The organism is Photobacterium sp. TLY01 (assembly GCF_021432065.1).
GTDB lineage: Bacteria > Pseudomonadota > Gammaproteobacteria > Enterobacterales > Vibrionaceae > Photobacterium > Photobacterium halotolerans_A.
In genome coordinates this window covers 41,823-57,784 of record NZ_CP090365.1, presented here as the reverse complement: position 1 = coordinate 57,784, position 15,962 = coordinate 41,823, and the positions used below count along the sequence as shown (strand labels likewise).

The following is a 15,962-nucleotide window of genomic DNA, read 5'->3' as shown; positions in this document are numbered from 1 at the left end:
GCTGCTTATTCATAGCCAAAGTCAATTATTCAGCTACTTATGAGTGTTAATCTCTCCGTATTCATTGCAGAGAGAAATCAAATTGTGACAAATCGTCAAGCATGGTGTGAAAATAACCCGCCTGAAGCGGGTTCTTACAGTAACTAGCGACCCAGTTGGGAAAGAAGTTCGATCTCTTCTGCAAAAAAGGTCTGTTCAATGTGTTTCCACAGCCTTTTGTAATCCCTTTCGCTAGACAGTGGCTTCCAGTTCATTCCGTCAAGTAACATGTTGATGTTATTCAAAATGGTAAACGGATCCTGTAGGCGATGTATGCAGCGACTATTGGTCGCATTCGTAATCAGTGCATTTGATCCCACAGCCAGTGACCAGTTTGCAAAAACCACTGCATCGGTACTGACGGCCGCCGACATAGCCAGACTGCCTTCTTCCAGAGCACGATTGACGATTGCATCTGCATTATCAATCATTTGCTCCTCAAGTTGGTTCAACATTTCCACGCGTGTATTGGATGCTTTGTCGATAACCCAGGGGGTTTTCGCTGTCAGCAGACAGGTCGACAGTATGGGTTCGAGTCGGGCAAAGATATGGTACGCAACATGGACACCCATCAGAATATCCCGGCTGCTGCCTTCCATGTCTAACACCCGGTTGAACAGAGTCATTTCAACCTTTATAGCGTGGCTGCAAAGTGCCACTATGACGTCTTCTTTACTGCAGAAATGGTTATACACCGTTCCCTTAGAGTAAGGACTGATTGACGCCAGCTTATCCATGGTGAGGTTAGCAAAGCCTTCTTTGTTAACCAGATCTTTGGCAAGCATAATCAGCTCGTGATCGCGTTCTGCAATCGCTTGCTGTTTTTTGGTTTTGGGTACACGCTCTCCGGAGAAGAGGGCACATCTCTCTTTATTACAGTTCAACCCGAACATAACTTCCGACTTTTAAGTTGTCAGTTGCGTGAATACATTGCAACTCCTTCTGTAAGATGCTGGCACTCCTGTAAGTTTCTGCTTTACAAGAAGCAAACATCCTGTAAACAGTTTAACACGAATACGAAAAGGGTAAATCTCTGTAAAAATGACGATTGGTCAAAGTTGACTTATCGTCATAATAGACACTTGTGCACAGAGATCAATACCATTGTTGAAATTATTTATTCAGCCACATGAATAGCATGTGCGGCAGGCAATAAAAAACCGCCAGTGTTGGCGGTTTTAGGTGTGTATCTGTGTTGGCTCAAAGAAATTAAAGCGCAGTGCGGAGAATGGCTTTACTGTCGGCAATACCAATTTTGCCGTGTTCACCCAATGCGGTCATGCCATGTTTTTCCAGACCGCTGAGCAGAACGTTAATGTCATTTTCATCCAGCTCGACATCTTTTAGGCGAGTTGGCACCTGCATGGCCTTGAAGAAAGCTTCTGTTTTGGTAATGGCAGCATCAATGCGTTCGTCATCGCTGCCCTCAGTGATGCCAAAAATACGTTCAGCATATTGAAGAAGCTTGGCGGCTTTTTCCTGGCGTCGCTCTTTCATAACCGCCGGCAGCACGATACTCAGAGTACGGGCATGATCAATACCATAGTTGCCAGTCAGTTCATGGCCAATCATGTGTGTGGCCCAGTCTTGCGGAACACCCACACCAATGAGTCCGTTCAGCGCCTGAGTAGCGGACCACATAATATTGGCACGCACAGCCAGATCATCCGGGTTGGTCAGTGCTTTCGGGCCCTCTTCAATCAGGGTTAACAGCAAGCCTTCGGCAAATCTGTCCTGAACTTTGGCATTGACCGGGAAGGTCAGGTATTGCTCCATCACGTGAACATACGCATCGACCACACCGTTACTGATCTGACGAGGAGACAGACTCAGCGTGGTTGTCGGGTCCAAAACAGCGAACACAGGCTGGATTTTAGAGGACATATAGCCAATTTTGTCATTACCACGTGAAACGACAGAGGCTTTGTTGCTCTCAGAACCCGTTGCCGGCAGGGTCAGGATGCAGCCGATTGGCAGAGCATGTTTCACACTGATTCCTTTTGACCACATATCCCAAGGATCTTGTCCTTCATAGCAGGCAGCGGCCGCGACAAATTTAGTGCCGTCAACCACAGAACCACCACCGACAGCAAGCAGGTAGTCGACACCTTCAGCTTTTATCTGTTCGACAGCTTTCATCAGGGTGTCGTATTGCGGGTTAGGTTCAATGCCAGAGAATTCAATCCATTGGTGTTCACTCAGCGCTTTAACGACCTGGTCGTATACACCGTTAGCTTTGATAGAGCCACCGCCGTACAGCACCATTACCTTGCTGCTTTTAGGTATTTCGTTTGTGATTGCAGCAATCTGGCCTTCGCCAAAATGAATGCGTGTCGGGTTGTGATAGCTAAATGGGTTCATCATTGCTCTCCAGGTTTGCCTGTAAGATATAGTGTGCTGCAAAGTGTAGGTGACAAGCAGGTTCGCTGTAATACACAATTCTGCTTAATTCTTGCCTGATTCTGCTTTACTCTTTTATTCGTATGGCGATTCATCAACAATGACTTACTCAGATAAACAGAGTTGCGACTATGAATAAAACCCTGGAACTGGCGATCTCTTTAAGTGGTCAGCTGGGCCTGGAAGACAGGCAAGGTAAGGTAAATTCGGCATTAAAAGGCGTAAGCCTGTTTAAAATCACCCAGTATCATCATGTGACGCCACAGATGTACCAACAAGGGGTGGTCGTTATTTTTCAGGGCAACAAAATTGGCCACCTGAATGACTATCGGTTTGAGTACGACACAGAACATTGCCTGATTGTGTCAGCGCCGTACCCCATTGCCTGTGAAACCTTTGCGTCGGAGCAGGCGCCGCTGATCGGGATTGATATCGGATTCGACCACAGTGTGATTCGCCAGCTGGTTGATGACATGGAGGCCGAATTGGGCGCCGACTATTTTGCCTCGCAACAGCAGCACAAAGGTGTGGCCGCCTCACCGGTTACACCAGAGATCAATGATTGTATGCAGCGACTATTATCCGTGTTGCACAGCCCGATGGATGCAAAATTACTGGGCCCACAGATCCTCAGAGAGTTTTTTTACCGCTTGCTGCAAAGTCCCCAGCGGATTCTGCTGGCCCAGTATGTAAAGCAAGATAGCGCGTTAGCTCGTGTATCCGGCGTGATCGAGCATGTGCAGCTGCACTATGCCGATAAGCTGGCGGTGGATGATCTCGCTGAGATGGCAGGCATGAGCATTTCAGCTTTTCACCGTGCATTTAAGCAAGTTGTCACCGACCCGCCTTTGCAATACATCAAGAAAATCCGGCTCAATAACGCCAAGCAGCTCATGGTGCAGGATGGCGTGTCAGCCAGCGTGGCAGCAAGCAAAGTCGGGTATGAAAGCGCCGCGCAGTTCAGCCGCGAGTTTAAACGCTATTTTGGCTTGCCGCCCAGTAAGGCGGGGTAAGTGGTGTACGCTTACTGACCTGCCTTCTGCACAGCTTGCCGGGTAAATCCTTGCGAATGGTTTAGCAGAGTTCGTGCTTCTTCAGCGGTTGAACCGGTCAGAATCATCACAATGGCTGTTTTGCAGTGGCCGCCACAGGCTGCCAGCGCAGATTCGGCCTGTTCGCGTGTTGCGCCGGTAGCCGCGGTGACAATGTTTTTCTGGCGCTCGACCAGTTTTGCATTGGTTGCTTCAACATCCACCATCAGGTTGCCGTAGACTTTGCCGGTGCGGATCATGGCGCCTGTTGTCAGCATGTTCAGAATCATTTTTTGTGCTGTACCGGCTTTCATGCGGGAGGAGCCGGTCACCACTTCCGGCCCAACGACCGGCGTCATGGCAATATCGGCGAACCGGGTCATGGCGCTGTCCGGGTTGCAGCTGATGCTTCCGACGGTCGCACCCACTGATTTCGCGTATGCCATTGCGCCCAGGACATAAGGCGTGCGACCACTGGCAGCAATGCCGACTAACACATCTTTGTCAGAAAAATTCAGGGCTTTCAGATCTTCTGCACCGAGTTCGCGATTGTCTTCCGCATTTTCTACGGCACGGAAAATCGCTTCCCGGCCTCCGGCAATCAAGCCGATCACCTGAGAAGGATCACTGCCATAAGTAGGCGGGCACTCACTGGCATCGAGAATGCCTAAGCGGCCTGATGTGCCTGCGCCCGAGTAAATCAGGCGGCCACCTTGCTGAAAAGCCGTGGCGATCGCATCAACAGCTTCAGCCACTTGCGGTAAGACGCGTTCAACCGCCAGCGCCACTTGCTTATCTTCGTCATTGATGACTTTCAGCATCTCGACGGTCGACAGGGTGTCTATCGCGTGGCTGGCAGGGTTGCGGCTCTCAGTGATCAGCGTGTTTAAATCAATTTTCATCAAGGATGACCTTAGGGTTCGTTATCTGATGAGAATTGTAGGGAATAACATATTGCGTAGCAAACGGCGCAATCTGAAAGGCTCATTCTTGCCGTCCCTGATTCAAAAACGCGATAAACAGGCAAATCATTGGGTTCAAGGGGGGCAGCGCTTGTCAGCGTCCTGATTGTCTGAACAAGCATGCTACACTCATATCGACACTGACTTCGTGGAAATGGGTTCGTCGCGGAGGCAAGTATGGTCAGTTTGCTGTGGAAATGGTTTGCGACTCTGATTGTCCCTGCTTTGATATGGGCAAGTTTTGCCCTGCCTGTTCAAGCCGATATTGTTGATGCCCGCTGCGATATATACCCCAAAGGAGCCGATAAACCCTCAGGCCGTTACTTGTGTGTGCTGTCTCAGCATCATGGCTATGTCACGATCGACAGAGCAGATGGTGTCTATTACGATTTTCATCCGACGCAGGGAGAGCCGGGGCAATACCGTGATGGCCGGAATCAGCCTGTCTACCAAAGAAGCGGCTTAGGCGCGAAAGGGATGATTTTTGAAATGAGTGATAAATCAATCTATGTCCTGTGGGACACTTCCGTGTTAGCCGAGCCTTAATTTTGAGATCTCATTTTTAGGGATTACGGGTTGATTTTTTACGCCGTGCTAACCACTATCAGCCCACCTGAATAAAGAGATGCAATGCATGTCAACGCATACCCACTTAACCATTGATATCGTATCTGATGTGGTCTGCCCCTGGTGCTACATTGGTTACAAACGGCTCGAAGAGGCCATGGCTGCCTATAAGGATCAGGTACAGTTTACTGTGCGCTGGCACCCTTTCGAACTGAATCCGGCGATGCAGGAAGAGGGCCAGTTGCTGAGTGAGCATCTGGCAGAGAAATATCAGATCACCCCCGAACAAAGCGAGCAGAACCGGGCCAGGATTATCGCTTTAGGCGAAGAATCCGGTATCCGATTCCACTTCACACCGCTTTCCCGTATCTACAATACCTTCAAAGCCCATCAGTTGTTGCATTGGGCCGCGAACTACGGCCGTCAGACAGAGCTGAAACTGGCGCTTTTCGAGGCTTATTTCACTGAACAGGATGATCCGAGTCAATTATCTGTGTTGCTGGATGCTGCTGAGACCGCCGGCCTGGATCGCGATGAAGCCGAACTGGTACTTAAGCAAGGCAATTTTGCTGAAGCCGTCAGAGCTGAAGAACAAACCTGGAGCGGGCAGGGGATCACTGCTGTGCCTGCGTTTGTCTTTCATGAAAAATATCTGCTTTCTGGTGCACAGGATGCGGATACTTTCAAGCAGGTTATCGAGACGCTTTTAGATGAGATGGCTTAGAAGACACTGCTGGGCAGTAAGCGAATTTTGACCACTGAGCAATCTGACAAGGAAAACGGATGCAAGGATTCTGGATAAAGCTGATTCTGACTGTCGTGATATTCGCTGCCTTGTTTGGCTATGTTTTTTACACGGTGCAAAGTGGTGTGCAGTAAGGACATCACTGAGAGTAAAAGCTAGGTGTCGCGCTGAATCATCTGGATGATCACAAGGAGTGTGCGTTGGAAAAATATGCCGTGTTATCGGACATTCACAGTAATGTCTTTGCGCTGGAAGCTGTGGTTGAGGATGCGCTCAGCAAGGGGGTGACCCGGCTGGTGAATCTGGGGGATATTTTATACGGCCCGATAGCCCCTCGTGCTACCTTTGATTTCCTGCAGCAGCAAGAGATGCTGACGATTTCAGGTAATCAGGATCGACAAATTTACCAGTCAACGGCAGCAGAAGTGGCTGCCAACCCCACGCTGCAATTTATTCTCAACGACTTAGGCCAGGCACCGCTGGACTGGATGCAGCAACTGCCATTCGATGCCCGGATATCCGATGATATCTATGCCTGTCATGGCACGCCGGACGATGATCTGGTGTATTTGCTGGAAGATATCAGCTCGGGCCATCCGCGGGTTAAAGCCGATGCTGAAATAGCCATGCCTCTTAAAGACATCCATTCCCCCATCATTCTTTGTGGTCATACTCATATTCCCCGTTGTGTCCGGCTGTCGACGGGACAGACAGTGATCAATCCGGGCAGTGTGGGCCTTCAGGCTTATGCTGACGATCTGCCCTCGCCCCATGTGATGCAAAATCACACCCCGCAGGCGTCGTATGCGGTGCTGACTTTACAGGACAAGGGGGATTGGGATGTTGCCTTTCACCGTGTGAATTACGACGTAAAAGCGGCTGTGCAGGCCGCCGCAGCCAGTGGTCGAGAAGATTGGGCGCATTACCTGATGACAGGCAGGTGTTAACTCAGTAAGCGTCAGTTCATCACGCCGCGTCTTCAGCTACACTTGGTCGATACCGCATGCCGTTTTTCTTTATGTTCCTGTCCAGTTTCCCGGAGGTTTTATGGCATCGTTTCAGCAGGCGAAAATCTCTCCTCACTTGTGGTTTGATCAAGAAGCGCTTGAGGCCGCTGAGTTTTATACGCAAGTTTTTGACGACTCAAAAATTGTCAATCACACCCAGATTGAAGACACCCCCTCAGGCAGTGTTGATGTGGTGAACTTTGAATTGTTCGGTCAGCCATTTACAGCGATCAGTGCCGGGCCATTTTTCACTTTCAACGAGTCGATCTCATTTGTGATTCATTGTGACGATCAGGCAGAAATCGACCGTTACTGGGCGGCCTTATCGCAGGATGGCGGTGAGCCAGGGCAGTGTGGCTGGCTGAAAGATAAATACGGCTTGTCCTGGCAGATCGTGCCGAGATCGATGGCGGCGATGATGCGAAGCCATGATCCCGTCAAACTGGCGCGCTTAACACAGTGCTTTCTGACCATGACAAAATTGGAGATAGCCGTGCTGGAACGTGCGTTCAATGGTGAGTCGTCGGGTGAGTAGCAGGCCGAATAAAAAAGAGTGCATCACAAAAAAAGCGACAGGGCGGGCAGGAGTACCCGAACTGTCGCACAACGGATAATAAACGGTCAGGCTTTGGTTTCTTCTACGGCCTCTGTGGCAACTGCTGTTTCAGTTGATTTGAGCCCAGCGGTTTTTTTGGCACGTTTTTCTTTTTGTGCCAGCCAAATCAGAGGAACGATAATCATCATGGTGCCAAGAATCATGGGCAAATCAGGCACTTCATCGAACCACAGCATACCGATGATCACAGCGCCAATCAGCCCGCTGTATTCAGCGCTCGCGATTTTGTTTGATTCCGCCGAGCGGTAAGCCAGTACACAGGCGCCGGCATAAATCATAATAAAAGTGCTTGAGCCAGCCGCAGTCAGCAGCGGCGACCAGTCCCAGGGTTGTCCTTCCCACAGGGCCAGCCCAAGCGCAGCCGGCATACCCGCCAGGTTGGTCAGCATCAGGGTTTGTGCAACCGTCTGATGTTTTGGCAGTTTACGGACCAGCAGGTTGTTCCAGGCCAGCGTAAAGGCAACAATCAGTGCCGCAATGGCTGCCCAGTTGATTTCGGTCGGGCGGATAATCACCAGTACACCAATGAAACCAATCACTGCCACGCCGACAGAATATTTGGTCAGCTTTTCCTGAAACAGCATCATGGCCATCGGCAGCATGATCAGCGGCGCGGCATAGAAGATGGCATTGGCTGTTGCCAGGGGCAGGCTGGTAATCGAAATGATCATAAAGACCATGCCCAGCAACCAAATGTGTCCGCGCAGAGCATGCCACTTAAATCCGGCAAAAAAATCGGCTTTTTTGGTGCCGATACAGAACGGTGCCAGAATAGCAACGGCGGTTAACTGACGGAAAAAGACAAACTGAAAAATCGCCGTTTCATCACCCAATGATTTGATCATGGCATCGGAGCACACAGCAATTAAGTTGCCAACAATCAGCAATATCATGGCTAAACCGACAGACATTTGAGGCATGGGCTGCTCCTTCTTGTTTTGAGTGAGTGATAAATCAACGAGACGACAAACTGTGATCCAAAGCATAAACCAGTCACAGTGATGAAGTATAATGATATAAATTTTTTTGGTATGAGTTTTTTAGATAGTGAAACTGCCACCCCTTCGCGCCGTTCATTACTTTGAGGCTGTCGCTCGTTTGAACAGTTTTTCCCGTGCGGCAGAGTTTCTGAGCGTGACGCAAAGTGCGGTCAGCCATCAGGTTCGTCTGTTAGAAGATTATCTGGGGGAAGAACTGTTCCAGCGCCAAGGACGCCAGTTGTCTCTGACACCTATCGGTGAAAAGTATTACGAGCAAATCAGCCATGCGCTGGCGGATATCTCTGAAGCCAGTCAGCAAATCCGGGAAGGTGAAGGGGGAAAGATTCGCCTGGCACTATACAGTTCTCTGGCGGTGAAATGGCTGATCCCGCGGCTGGAAAACCTGCGTCAGCTGCACCCGGAAATTGAGCTCACGTTGAATATGGTGAGTAATGATCCGAATTTCAGTGATGAACTGGCCGATTGCTTTATTACCGTCTCGCCACCCAAGCGGAACAATTTCATTTCAGAGCTGCTGTATCATGAGCAGTTGTATCCGGTCTGCAGCCATAAACTCTGGCAGCAAATGCGGGATAAACCGCTGCCCGATGCCCTGTGGGAGCATCCCTTGCTGACGACGCGATCCATTTTTAAAAATGCCAAACACGGTGAAGACTGGCATCGCTGGTGTAAGCTGGGCGGTTTTGAATTACCTGAACTGGCGCGATTTCAGTTGTTCAGCCATATGCTGCTGGCGGCAGAAGCGGCCCGCTATGATCAGGGCATCACCTTTCTCAATGATTACCTGATGAATGACATCGACAGGCAACAGCACTTTGTGCGGATCCCCATGCACGAGCTGCCAACGGGCGACAGTTTTTATTTTGTGTATAAAAAATCCCGCGCCTCGCAAACAGCCATTATCACGCTGGGCCGCTGGCTGAAACAGCAGTGTGATGAGCTGGATCGAAGAGGCATTCAGAGCTGATCCAGGTGATTGAGGCAGAATTCGGCTCGGCTGAGTATTGCCTGTCGTTCGTTGTCCGCTAAGTTATCCCAGCTGCGATAAATCATCCCGATTCTTGGATTGACGGCCAGACGCTGCTGGTGTTTATCCATGAATCGCCAGTACAGGCTGTTGATGGGACAGGCATCCGCGCCGGTTTTCTTTTTGACTGAGTATTGGCAGGACTGGCAGTAGTCACTCATCTTATTGATGTAGTTACCACTTGCCGCATAGGGTTTGGTGGCAATGATGCCGTTATCTGCAAACTGAGACATGCCCCGGGTGTTGGGCATTTCAACCCACTCAATGGCATCGACATAGATCCCCAGATACCAGGCATCGACCTGATCGGGGTCCATTTCAGTGAGCAGACAAAAGTTGCCGGTGACCATCAGTCTTTGAATATGGTGCGCATAGGCGTAATCCAGCGACTGCGAGACGGCGGCTTTGAGGCAGGCCATGCCTGTTTTTCCGGTCCAGAAAAAATCCGGTAAATTCCGGTGAGCACCAAGGGTGTTGTAGCTGGCATAATCCGGCATATTGGCCCAGTAAATCCCCCGTACGTATTCGCGCCAGCCCAGTATCTGACGGATGAAGCCTTCCACTTGAGCCAGAGAGATCCTGCCATCGGCTTGTTCATAATGGGTCAGAACGGTCTGAATGACCTGCATCGGGTGCAGCATTTTCGTGTTCAGGGCAAAAGATAACCGCGAATGATACAGGCTCCACCGGTGCTCACACTGATCTGTCATGGCATCTTGAAAATAGCCGAAGCACTGAAGCTGGTGCTGGCAAAAATAGTTCAGTAATTCAATGGCCTGCCGGCGTGTTACCGGCCATAGCAGTGAGTCTGAGGCTTGACCAAAATGCGGAATTTTGTGTTTTTCCAGTCGGGCCAGGATATCACTGACCGGGTTGTCGAAGCGTAGCGGTGCCGGAACGGCCGCAAGATCCGTGGCAGTCAGTTTATGCCGGTTCTCTTTGTCGAAGTTCCACTTGCCGCCTTCAGGCTTTTCGCCCTGCATTAAGATAGCAAAGCGACGTCGCATCATCCGGTAAAAATGTTCCATTAAGACATGCTTGCCCCGGGCAAAGTGGTGGGGTATCTCGTCAAAGGGCAACAGGAAATGTTCGGTATCCACTTCTGTGCACGAGACGCTGGCAGGCAGGCTTAAAGTTCGCAGTTGTTGCAGCAGGCGGTATTCATCAGGACGCTGGTATTCGAACACCTCGATCTGATGATCGGATATCAGTTGGTGCAGCAGTTCCGGCAGGCTTTTGTATGCCGCGGTGTCGTCCAGTGTCAGGTGGCAGACATGAAAGCCGGCTTGGCTGAGCGCGCTGGCAAAGGCCTTCATGGCGGCAAAAAAGGCGCAGATTTTCTGCACATGATGCTTGGTGTAAGTCGCTTCCTGATGCAGTTCGGCAATCAGGTATAAGGTGCTGTCATCCTTTAGCTGAAACCAGGCATGTTTGGCATTGAGCTGATCGCCCAGAATCAGTCTTAAGGTTTTATATCGAGTGGCTGCCATTGTCTAACCAGCGATGAATAAAGTCGCCCTCAGGATCGTACATTTTCGTCTGTTTCTCCAGATCAAAGTAGCGCCAGCCCCGCGGGTCGGCACCCACCCCGGCCAGATACTGCCAATTGCCCCAGTTGGATGCGACATCATAATCGATTAACTGCTGCTCAAAGTAAGCGGCGCCGTAGCGCCAGTCGAGGGCCAGCTCGTGGACAAAACAACTGGCAACCAACTGGCGGCCACGGTTAGACATATAGCCGGTCTGATTGAGTTGCCGCATGCAGGCATCGACAATCGGATAGCCAGTTTTGCCGTTACACCATTGCTGAAAACGGCTCTCATCATGGCGGTTAGTCGGTTCCTGATTTTTAATGCCACGGTAATAGAACAGCTTTTGCTGGTAGGCATGGGCATACCATTGAAAGTATTCGCGCCATAACAGTTCGAATCGAATCCACTCGGTTGAGTCATTTCTGATGACCTTGGTCTGATAATCGTCCAGATAGCGCAGTACAGTCACCGGGGACAGGCACCCCAGCGCCAGCCAGGGGGAAAACTTGGTCGAATTATCCCAGCCATCCAGCGCATTGCGTGTCTCTTTGTAACGGGCTGGCAAATCGCCGGAGAAATAGCGCTGAATATGCTCAAAGGCTGCCGTTTCACCGCCGGTGAAGCCGCGGGAGACGGAAGGTCGTTCCGGCATTCTGTCCAGTTGGGTGCGCGCCAGATTGATCGGGTGGAGCGGAGCGGTTTGCGGTAATGCAGGGGGCGGTGGCAGTTCGAGATCAACCACAGACTCTGAACGGCAATCCAGCTTTTCTGTCATCAGCCGGAACTGGGTGAAACTTGCGGGCAGTTCATTGAGGGTGAAAGGCAGCAGTGCGCGCGTGAACAGGGTATGGGTTGGAATGGTCAGAAAAGTGACGTCCGGGTATTGGGCCTCAATATACGCCCAGCTCTGGTTTTCGTAATAGCCCGCCTGTTCACTGCGGCCGATGACGGAAATCGGGTATTGATCCAGCAGTTCGTCTATTGTTGCCTCCAGCGGCGTGTCGCGGATCAGCAGGCCCTGATGGGGGTGCTGATCGGCAAGCTGGTGATTCAGATCGGCCAGCGAGTCGAGCAAAAAGGCTTGTCGCTGTTTTCCCCAGGGCATGCGATGCCCCGGATACGGCACCGGACTTTGCTGCGGCAGGCAGTAGAGACACAGCAGATGTTCCACCTGCTCAGCCGTTTTCCTCAACGCCGGGTTATCGTGCAGGCGCAAGTCGTAACTGAAGACAAATAATCCCGTTGTCATGGCTCACCTTCTCTGCAAAAGGAGTTACCACAAGTGTAGGCGGCGAAACCATGATGAGAAGGAGCAGGGCAATGATTTCAGTGTGTACGCCCCTCCCGTTGCAGAGAGGGGCACGCGTCAGGATGGCGATATCAGGCTTTGCGGGAAGTTTGCTTATATCGGTCGAAGATGACAGCTGCCAGCAGAATGGACCCGCGCACCACGTATTGCGCAAATGGGGACATATTCAGCAGGTTCATGGCGTTTTCGACTGTGCCGAGAATCAGCACACCGGCAATCACATAAGACACTTTACCTATCCCGCCTTTCAGGGACACACCGCCTAAAACACAAGCTGAAATCACCACCAGTTCGAATCCGACTGAAGTCATGGGCTGGCCACTGGTCATGCGCGCCGCGAGGATCACACCGGCCAGTGCAGAGATGAAACCGGACACGGTGAAAATGATCATCTTGGTTTTGACGACATTGACCCCAGCCAGGCGGGCGGCTTCTTCATTGCCGCCGATAGCCAGCGTATTGCGGCCATAAACAGTGCGGTTCAGCAAAAAAGCAAATACCGCAAAGGTTATCAGGGTCAGCCAGACTGGGGTCGGGATCCCAAACAGCGAGGAGTTACCTAAGGCGAAGAAGCTTTCCTCTGTGATACCCACGGCTTTACCATCCGAGATGATATAGCCCAACCCCCGCGCAATCTGCATCGTTGCCAGTGTGGTGATCAGGGCGTTCACCTGCAGTTTGGCAATGACAAATCCGTTCAGTAAGCCAAACAGCACGCCGGACAGCAACCCCGCGCCCACCCCCAGCACCACACTGCCGGTGGTGTTGATGGCGACCGCGGTGACCACTCCTGAACAGGCAATCACTGAAGCAACAGACAGGTCAAGGTCGCCACAGGCCAGACAAAACAACATGGCGCAGGCCACCATGCCGCTCATCGAAATGGCCAGTCCCAGTCCTTTCATATTCACCAGTGTGGCAAAATAAGGGACAAAAAACGCACACAGTAAAAACAGGCCGGCGAACACCATCAGCATCCCGTATTTATCCCAGACTGCGGACATGTTCAGAGAGGCGGACGTATTGTCAGATTCCATCAGTTTCGTTGTACTACTTGTAGCCATGAGAAGGTTCCTTTTCATCAAGCGGCAATCGGGGCGTCGCCAAGCATGGCCAGGCGAAGCGCGGTTTGTTCATCAAAGGCATCACGGGCCAGTTCACCGGTGATTCTGCCTTCTTTCATGACCAGAAGGCGGTCAGAGATCCCCAGCACTTCGGGTAAATCACTGGAGACAACCAGGACTGTGACCCCGTTTTCAGCCAGCCTGAAAATCAGCTCATAAATTTCCGATTTCGCGCCAACGTCAATGCCGCGTGTGGGCTCATCCAGTAAAATCACGCTCATGTCGGTCGACAGCCAGCGGCCAAGGATCACTTTCTGCTGATTGCCTCCGGAGAGCTGGCCAATGGCCTGCGCCAGATTGGCGGCTTTGACATTGAGTGCCTGACTTTGCGTCTCGGCATTCTTGCGCTCCCACACACGGTTGATGACCCCGCCCAGTTTGAGATGCCATGGGCGGGCGCTGATGTTGGTATTTTCTTCGACCGAGAGAATCGGCACGATACCGTGCGCTTTGCGATCTTCAGGGCATAGGGTAATGCCTGCTTTGATGGCGTCTTGAGGGCTGCGGATCTGTACTTTCTGGTTGTGCAGGTAAATGTCGCCGGAATCCGGTTTTTCGGCGCCAAAGATCAGCCGTGTCAGTTCAGTGCGACCTGCGCCAACCAGGCCAAACAGCCCCAGAATTTCTCCCTGGCGAATATCCATCGAAACAGGGGCACTTAAACCGGTTCCCGTCAGCTTATCCAGCTTCAGGCCGCTTTCACCCAGGGGGCGTGAGCGATAGTTATAGATGTCGTTGATCTCACGTCCCACCATCAGCGCGACGAGCTTATCGTGGGTCAGGTGGGTCATGTCATCACAGGTCTGCACATGGGTGCCGTCTTTAAAGATCGTAATGGCATCACAGAGCGAGAAGATTTCCTCCATCCGGTGAGAGACGTACAAAATGATTTTGCCATCATCGCGCAGCTCGCGGATCACTTTGAACAGGTTATCGATCTCACGCTGTGACAGGCTGCTGGTCGGCTCATCGAAGGCAATGATGGTGGCGTTGCGGCTCAGGGCTTTGGCAATTTCGACCATTTGCCACTGACCGATGGAAAAGGTTTTCAAAGGCAGTGACGGGTCAAAATCTTCACCCAGGCGTGCCAGCTGTTTCCTGGCATTGCGATTTAAGGTTTCTGTATCCACTTTTCCGTTTTTGGTGGGCAGCTGACCGAGATATATGTTTTCCGCGACACTGAGCTCAGGAACCAGGTTCAATTCCTGATAGATAATGGCGATGCCTTGCTCGAGTGCATCGACAGTGGAAGAAAGGCGAACGGGCTTATCGTTGATCACCAGTTCGCCACTGGTCGGCTGGTAAAGCCCGCTCAGGGTTTTCAGTAAGGTCGATTTACCGGCACCGTTTTCGCCCATCAGCGCATGCACACTGCCGCTGCTGACCCGGAAACTGATATCAGACAGGGCTTTGACACCGGGAAAGTGCTTCGAAATCTGGCGAAACTCCAGATGAGAAGGGGACGTAGCCATCATGCGTACTCCTGTAGAATCATGGGGCGGCAATGAGACACTGCCGCCTGGTTCGTGCTTACAGACCTTTCTTCTGCAGTTCGGCTTTGTAGTTGTCGCGCGTGATCAGGACCACGTCGGTGACTTCGACAAATTTCTGTGGCTGAACGTCTTCTTTCACCCATTTGTACAGGGATTCAATACTCTTATAGCCATGAACATCCGGGCTTGGCAGGAGTGAGCCATAAAAGCCGGTTGCCTGAGACTTCGCCAGCTCGTTGACGGCATCGACCCCATTGATCCCGATGCCAATGACTTCTGAAGCGGCAAAACCTTGACCTTCGGTGGCACGAATACCGCCCAGCACCGTATTGTCATTCATTCCGACCACCAGCCAGTGTTTGACATCCGGATACTGCACCAGCAGAGAGTTCGCCGCATCAAGGGCGCCCGGAATGTCATTGGATTTGGTTGGCACGCGGTAAATCTGAGCGGCCGGGAAACCGGATTCCGTCAGTGCTTTGACTGCGCCATCTACCCGGCGGCGTGCTGTATCCAGCTCATCTGCAGTGATGGCCATGACGCCCGTTGTTTTGGCATCCCAGCCACGTTTTGTCATTTCCTGGTACAGCTCACTGCCCTGACGATAGCCAATTTCGCTGGCGGCCATCATGACCAGAGGCACGTTGGTCATCGGCTGACCTTTGGCGTTCAGGAACTGATCATCAACCGTAATGACTTTCATGTCGTAGCTGTTGGCTTTTGCCATGATGGCCGGCCCGAGCTTGGGATCCGGGGTGCAGATGACAAAACCTTTCGCGCCGCTGGCCGCCAGCGTATCAATGGCGTTGAGGGTTTTCTCGCCGTCAGGAACCGCCATTTTGATCACTTCAAAGCCATAGTCTTTGCCGGCTTTCTCGGCAAAATTCCACTCGGTCTGGAACCAGGGTTCTTCCGGTTGTTTTACCAGGTAACCCAGTTTGAGGGTGTCATCGTCACTTCCCCAGAATGCATTTGCGGAAGCACTGAGTAATGTCGCACCTGTCAGTGCGGCGGCAGCAAGTGTCTGTGTGATTTTTTTCATATTGTAATTCCGTCTACGTGTAGGATTTTTTGTTTCATCGGGAATCATTATTTGAGCAAGAAACGGA

Annotated in this window: 15 protein-coding genes; 6 read left to right on the top strand and 9 right to left on the bottom strand. The window is 51.5% G+C overall.

Going from position 1 to position 15,962, the window contains the following annotated elements:
• Nucleotides 1-143 precede the first annotated feature (143 nt).
• Both LN341_RS15920 and LN341_RS15915 read right to left on the bottom strand, forming a co-directional pair.
• A complete protein-coding gene (locus LN341_RS15920) occupies nt 144-932 on the bottom strand; it encodes a TetR/AcrR family transcriptional regulator (RefSeq protein ID WP_234205908.1) in 789 nt (262 codons plus the stop codon).
• A gap of 316 nt (nt 933-1,248) precedes the next feature.
• Entirely contained in the window at nt 1,249-2,400 is a 1,152-nt protein-coding gene (locus LN341_RS15915) for an iron-containing alcohol dehydrogenase (RefSeq protein ID WP_120512845.1), read from the bottom strand.
• 170 nt (nt 2,401-2,570) lie between these two features.
• Here LN341_RS15915 and LN341_RS15910 point away from each other — a divergent pair, with 170 nt between their 5' ends.
• Complete coding sequence (locus LN341_RS15910) at nt 2,571-3,452, top strand: AraC family transcriptional regulator (protein WP_046220163.1); 882 nt, start codon at nt 2,571-2,573, stop codon at nt 3,450-3,452.
• Between the two features lie 11 nt (nt 3,453-3,463).
• Here the strand turns inward: LN341_RS15910 and murQ are convergent, their stop codons facing one another.
• Nucleotides 3,464-4,372 carry an N-acetylmuramic acid 6-phosphate etherase gene (gene murQ / locus LN341_RS15905; protein WP_234205907.1) on the bottom strand — a complete coding sequence of 303 codons (909 nt, stop codon included), beginning with the start codon at nt 4,370-4,372 and terminating at the stop codon, nt 3,464-3,466.
• A 237-nt stretch (nt 4,373-4,609) separates the two neighbouring features.
• Between murQ and LN341_RS15900 the strand changes: the two genes are divergently transcribed.
• The 4 genes from LN341_RS15900 (at nt 4,610) to LN341_RS15885 (ending at nt 7,286) form a co-directional block, all read left to right on the top strand.
• Nucleotides 4,610-4,978, top strand: coding sequence for a hypothetical protein (locus LN341_RS15900; protein WP_234205905.1), 369 nt, complete (start codon nt 4,610-4,612; stop codon nt 4,976-4,978).
• An 88-nt stretch (nt 4,979-5,066) separates the two neighbouring features.
• Nucleotides 5,067-5,723 (top strand): DsbA family oxidoreductase, encoded by a 657-nt coding sequence (locus LN341_RS15895; RefSeq protein WP_234205903.1) that lies wholly within the window; start codon nt 5,067-5,069, stop codon nt 5,721-5,723.
• A 221-nt stretch (nt 5,724-5,944) separates the two neighbouring features.
• Nucleotides 5,945-6,691, top strand: a complete 747-nt coding sequence (locus tag LN341_RS15890) for a metallophosphoesterase (RefSeq protein WP_234205901.1) — start codon at nt 5,945-5,947, stop codon at nt 6,689-6,691.
• Between the two features lie 100 nt (nt 6,692-6,791).
• The gene (locus tag LN341_RS15885) at nt 6,792-7,286 is read left to right on the top strand and encodes a VOC family protein (RefSeq protein WP_234205899.1); all 495 of its coding nucleotides are present in this window, start codon (nt 6,792-6,794) and stop codon (nt 7,284-7,286) included.
• Nucleotides 7,287-7,372: 86 nt separating this feature from the next.
• On the opposite strand, the gene LN341_RS15880 is transcribed toward LN341_RS15885, so the two are convergent.
• Nucleotides 7,373-8,287, bottom strand: coding sequence for a DMT family transporter (locus LN341_RS15880; protein WP_234205897.1), 915 nt, complete (start codon nt 8,285-8,287; stop codon nt 7,373-7,375).
• Between the two features lie 127 nt (nt 8,288-8,414).
• Between LN341_RS15880 and LN341_RS15875 the strand changes: the two genes are divergently transcribed.
• Entirely contained in the window at nt 8,415-9,335 is a 921-nt protein-coding gene (locus tag LN341_RS15875) for a LysR substrate-binding domain-containing protein (RefSeq protein ID WP_234205896.1), read from the top strand.
• Here the strand turns inward: LN341_RS15875 and LN341_RS15870 are convergent.
• From LN341_RS15870 to LN341_RS15850, 5 genes are all read right to left on the bottom strand, one after another.
• Nucleotides 9,326-10,885, bottom strand: a complete 1,560-nt coding sequence (locus LN341_RS15870) for a cryptochrome/photolyase family protein (RefSeq protein WP_234205894.1) — start codon at nt 10,883-10,885, stop codon at nt 9,326-9,328. The genes LN341_RS15875 and LN341_RS15870 overlap by 10 nt on opposite strands.
• Nucleotides 10,866-12,176, bottom strand: a complete 1,311-nt coding sequence (locus LN341_RS15865; protein WP_234205892.1) for a DASH family cryptochrome — start codon at nt 12,174-12,176, stop codon at nt 10,866-10,868. Before LN341_RS15865 ends, LN341_RS15870 begins: the two co-directional genes overlap by 20 nt.
• 131 nt (nt 12,177-12,307) lie before the next feature.
• The gene (gene araH / locus LN341_RS15860) at nt 12,308-13,300 is read right to left on the bottom strand and encodes an L-arabinose ABC transporter permease AraH (protein ID WP_304622706.1); all 993 of its coding nucleotides are present in this window, start codon (nt 13,298-13,300) and stop codon (nt 12,308-12,310) included.
• 17 nt (nt 13,301-13,317) lie between these two features.
• On the bottom strand, nt 13,318-14,832 hold the full coding sequence (gene araG, locus LN341_RS15855; protein ID WP_234206621.1) for an L-arabinose ABC transporter ATP-binding protein AraG: 1,515 nt from the start codon (nt 14,830-14,832) through the stop codon (nt 13,318-13,320).
• A 58-nt stretch (nt 14,833-14,890) separates the two neighbouring features.
• Nucleotides 14,891-15,895 carry an arabinose ABC transporter substrate-binding protein gene (locus tag LN341_RS15850; protein ID WP_046220173.1) on the bottom strand — a complete coding sequence of 335 codons (1,005 nt, stop codon included), beginning with the start codon at nt 15,893-15,895 and terminating at the stop codon, nt 14,891-14,893.
• Nucleotides 15,896-15,962: the final 67 nt, after the last annotated feature.

Excerpts from the sequence above, each read along its gene's own strand:
- LN341_RS15900 (WP_234205905.1), top strand. The coding sequence starts at position 4,610 with ATGGTCAGTTTGCTGTGGAAATGGTTTGCGACTCTGATTGTCCCTGCT.
- LN341_RS15870 (WP_234205894.1), bottom strand. The coding sequence starts at position 10,885 with ATGGCAGCCACTCGATATAAAACCTTAAGACTGATTCTGGGCGATCAG.
- LN341_RS15850 (WP_046220173.1), bottom strand. The coding sequence starts at position 15,895 with ATGAAAAAAATCACACAGACACTTGCTGCCGCCGCACTGACAGGTGCG.
- LN341_RS15915 (WP_120512845.1), bottom strand. The coding sequence starts at position 2,400 with ATGAACCCATTTAGCTATCACAACCCGACACGCATTCATTTTGGCGAA.
- araG (WP_234206621.1), bottom strand. The coding sequence starts at position 14,832 with ATGGCTACGTCCCCTTCTCATCTGGAGTTTCGCCAGATTTCGAAGCAC.
- LN341_RS15895 (WP_234205903.1), top strand. The coding sequence starts at position 5,067 with ATGTCAACGCATACCCACTTAACCATTGATATCGTATCTGATGTGGTC.
- LN341_RS15885 (WP_234205899.1), top strand. The coding sequence starts at position 6,792 with ATGGCATCGTTTCAGCAGGCGAAAATCTCTCCTCACTTGTGGTTTGAT.
- araH (WP_304622706.1), bottom strand. The coding sequence starts at position 13,300 with ATGGCTACAAGTAGTACAACGAAACTGATGGAATCTGACAATACGTCC.
- LN341_RS15880 (WP_234205897.1), bottom strand. The coding sequence starts at position 8,287 with ATGCCTCAAATGTCTGTCGGTTTAGCCATGATATTGCTGATTGTTGGC.
- LN341_RS15910 (WP_046220163.1), top strand. The coding sequence starts at position 2,571 with ATGAATAAAACCCTGGAACTGGCGATCTCTTTAAGTGGTCAGCTGGGC.
- LN341_RS15920 (WP_234205908.1), bottom strand. The coding sequence starts at position 932 with ATGTTCGGGTTGAACTGTAATAAAGAGAGATGTGCCCTCTTCTCCGGA.
- murQ (WP_234205907.1), bottom strand. The coding sequence starts at position 4,372 with ATGAAAATTGATTTAAACACGCTGATCACTGAGAGCCGCAACCCTGCC.
- LN341_RS15865 (WP_234205892.1), bottom strand. The coding sequence starts at position 12,176 with ATGACAACGGGATTATTTGTCTTCAGTTACGACTTGCGCCTGCACGAT.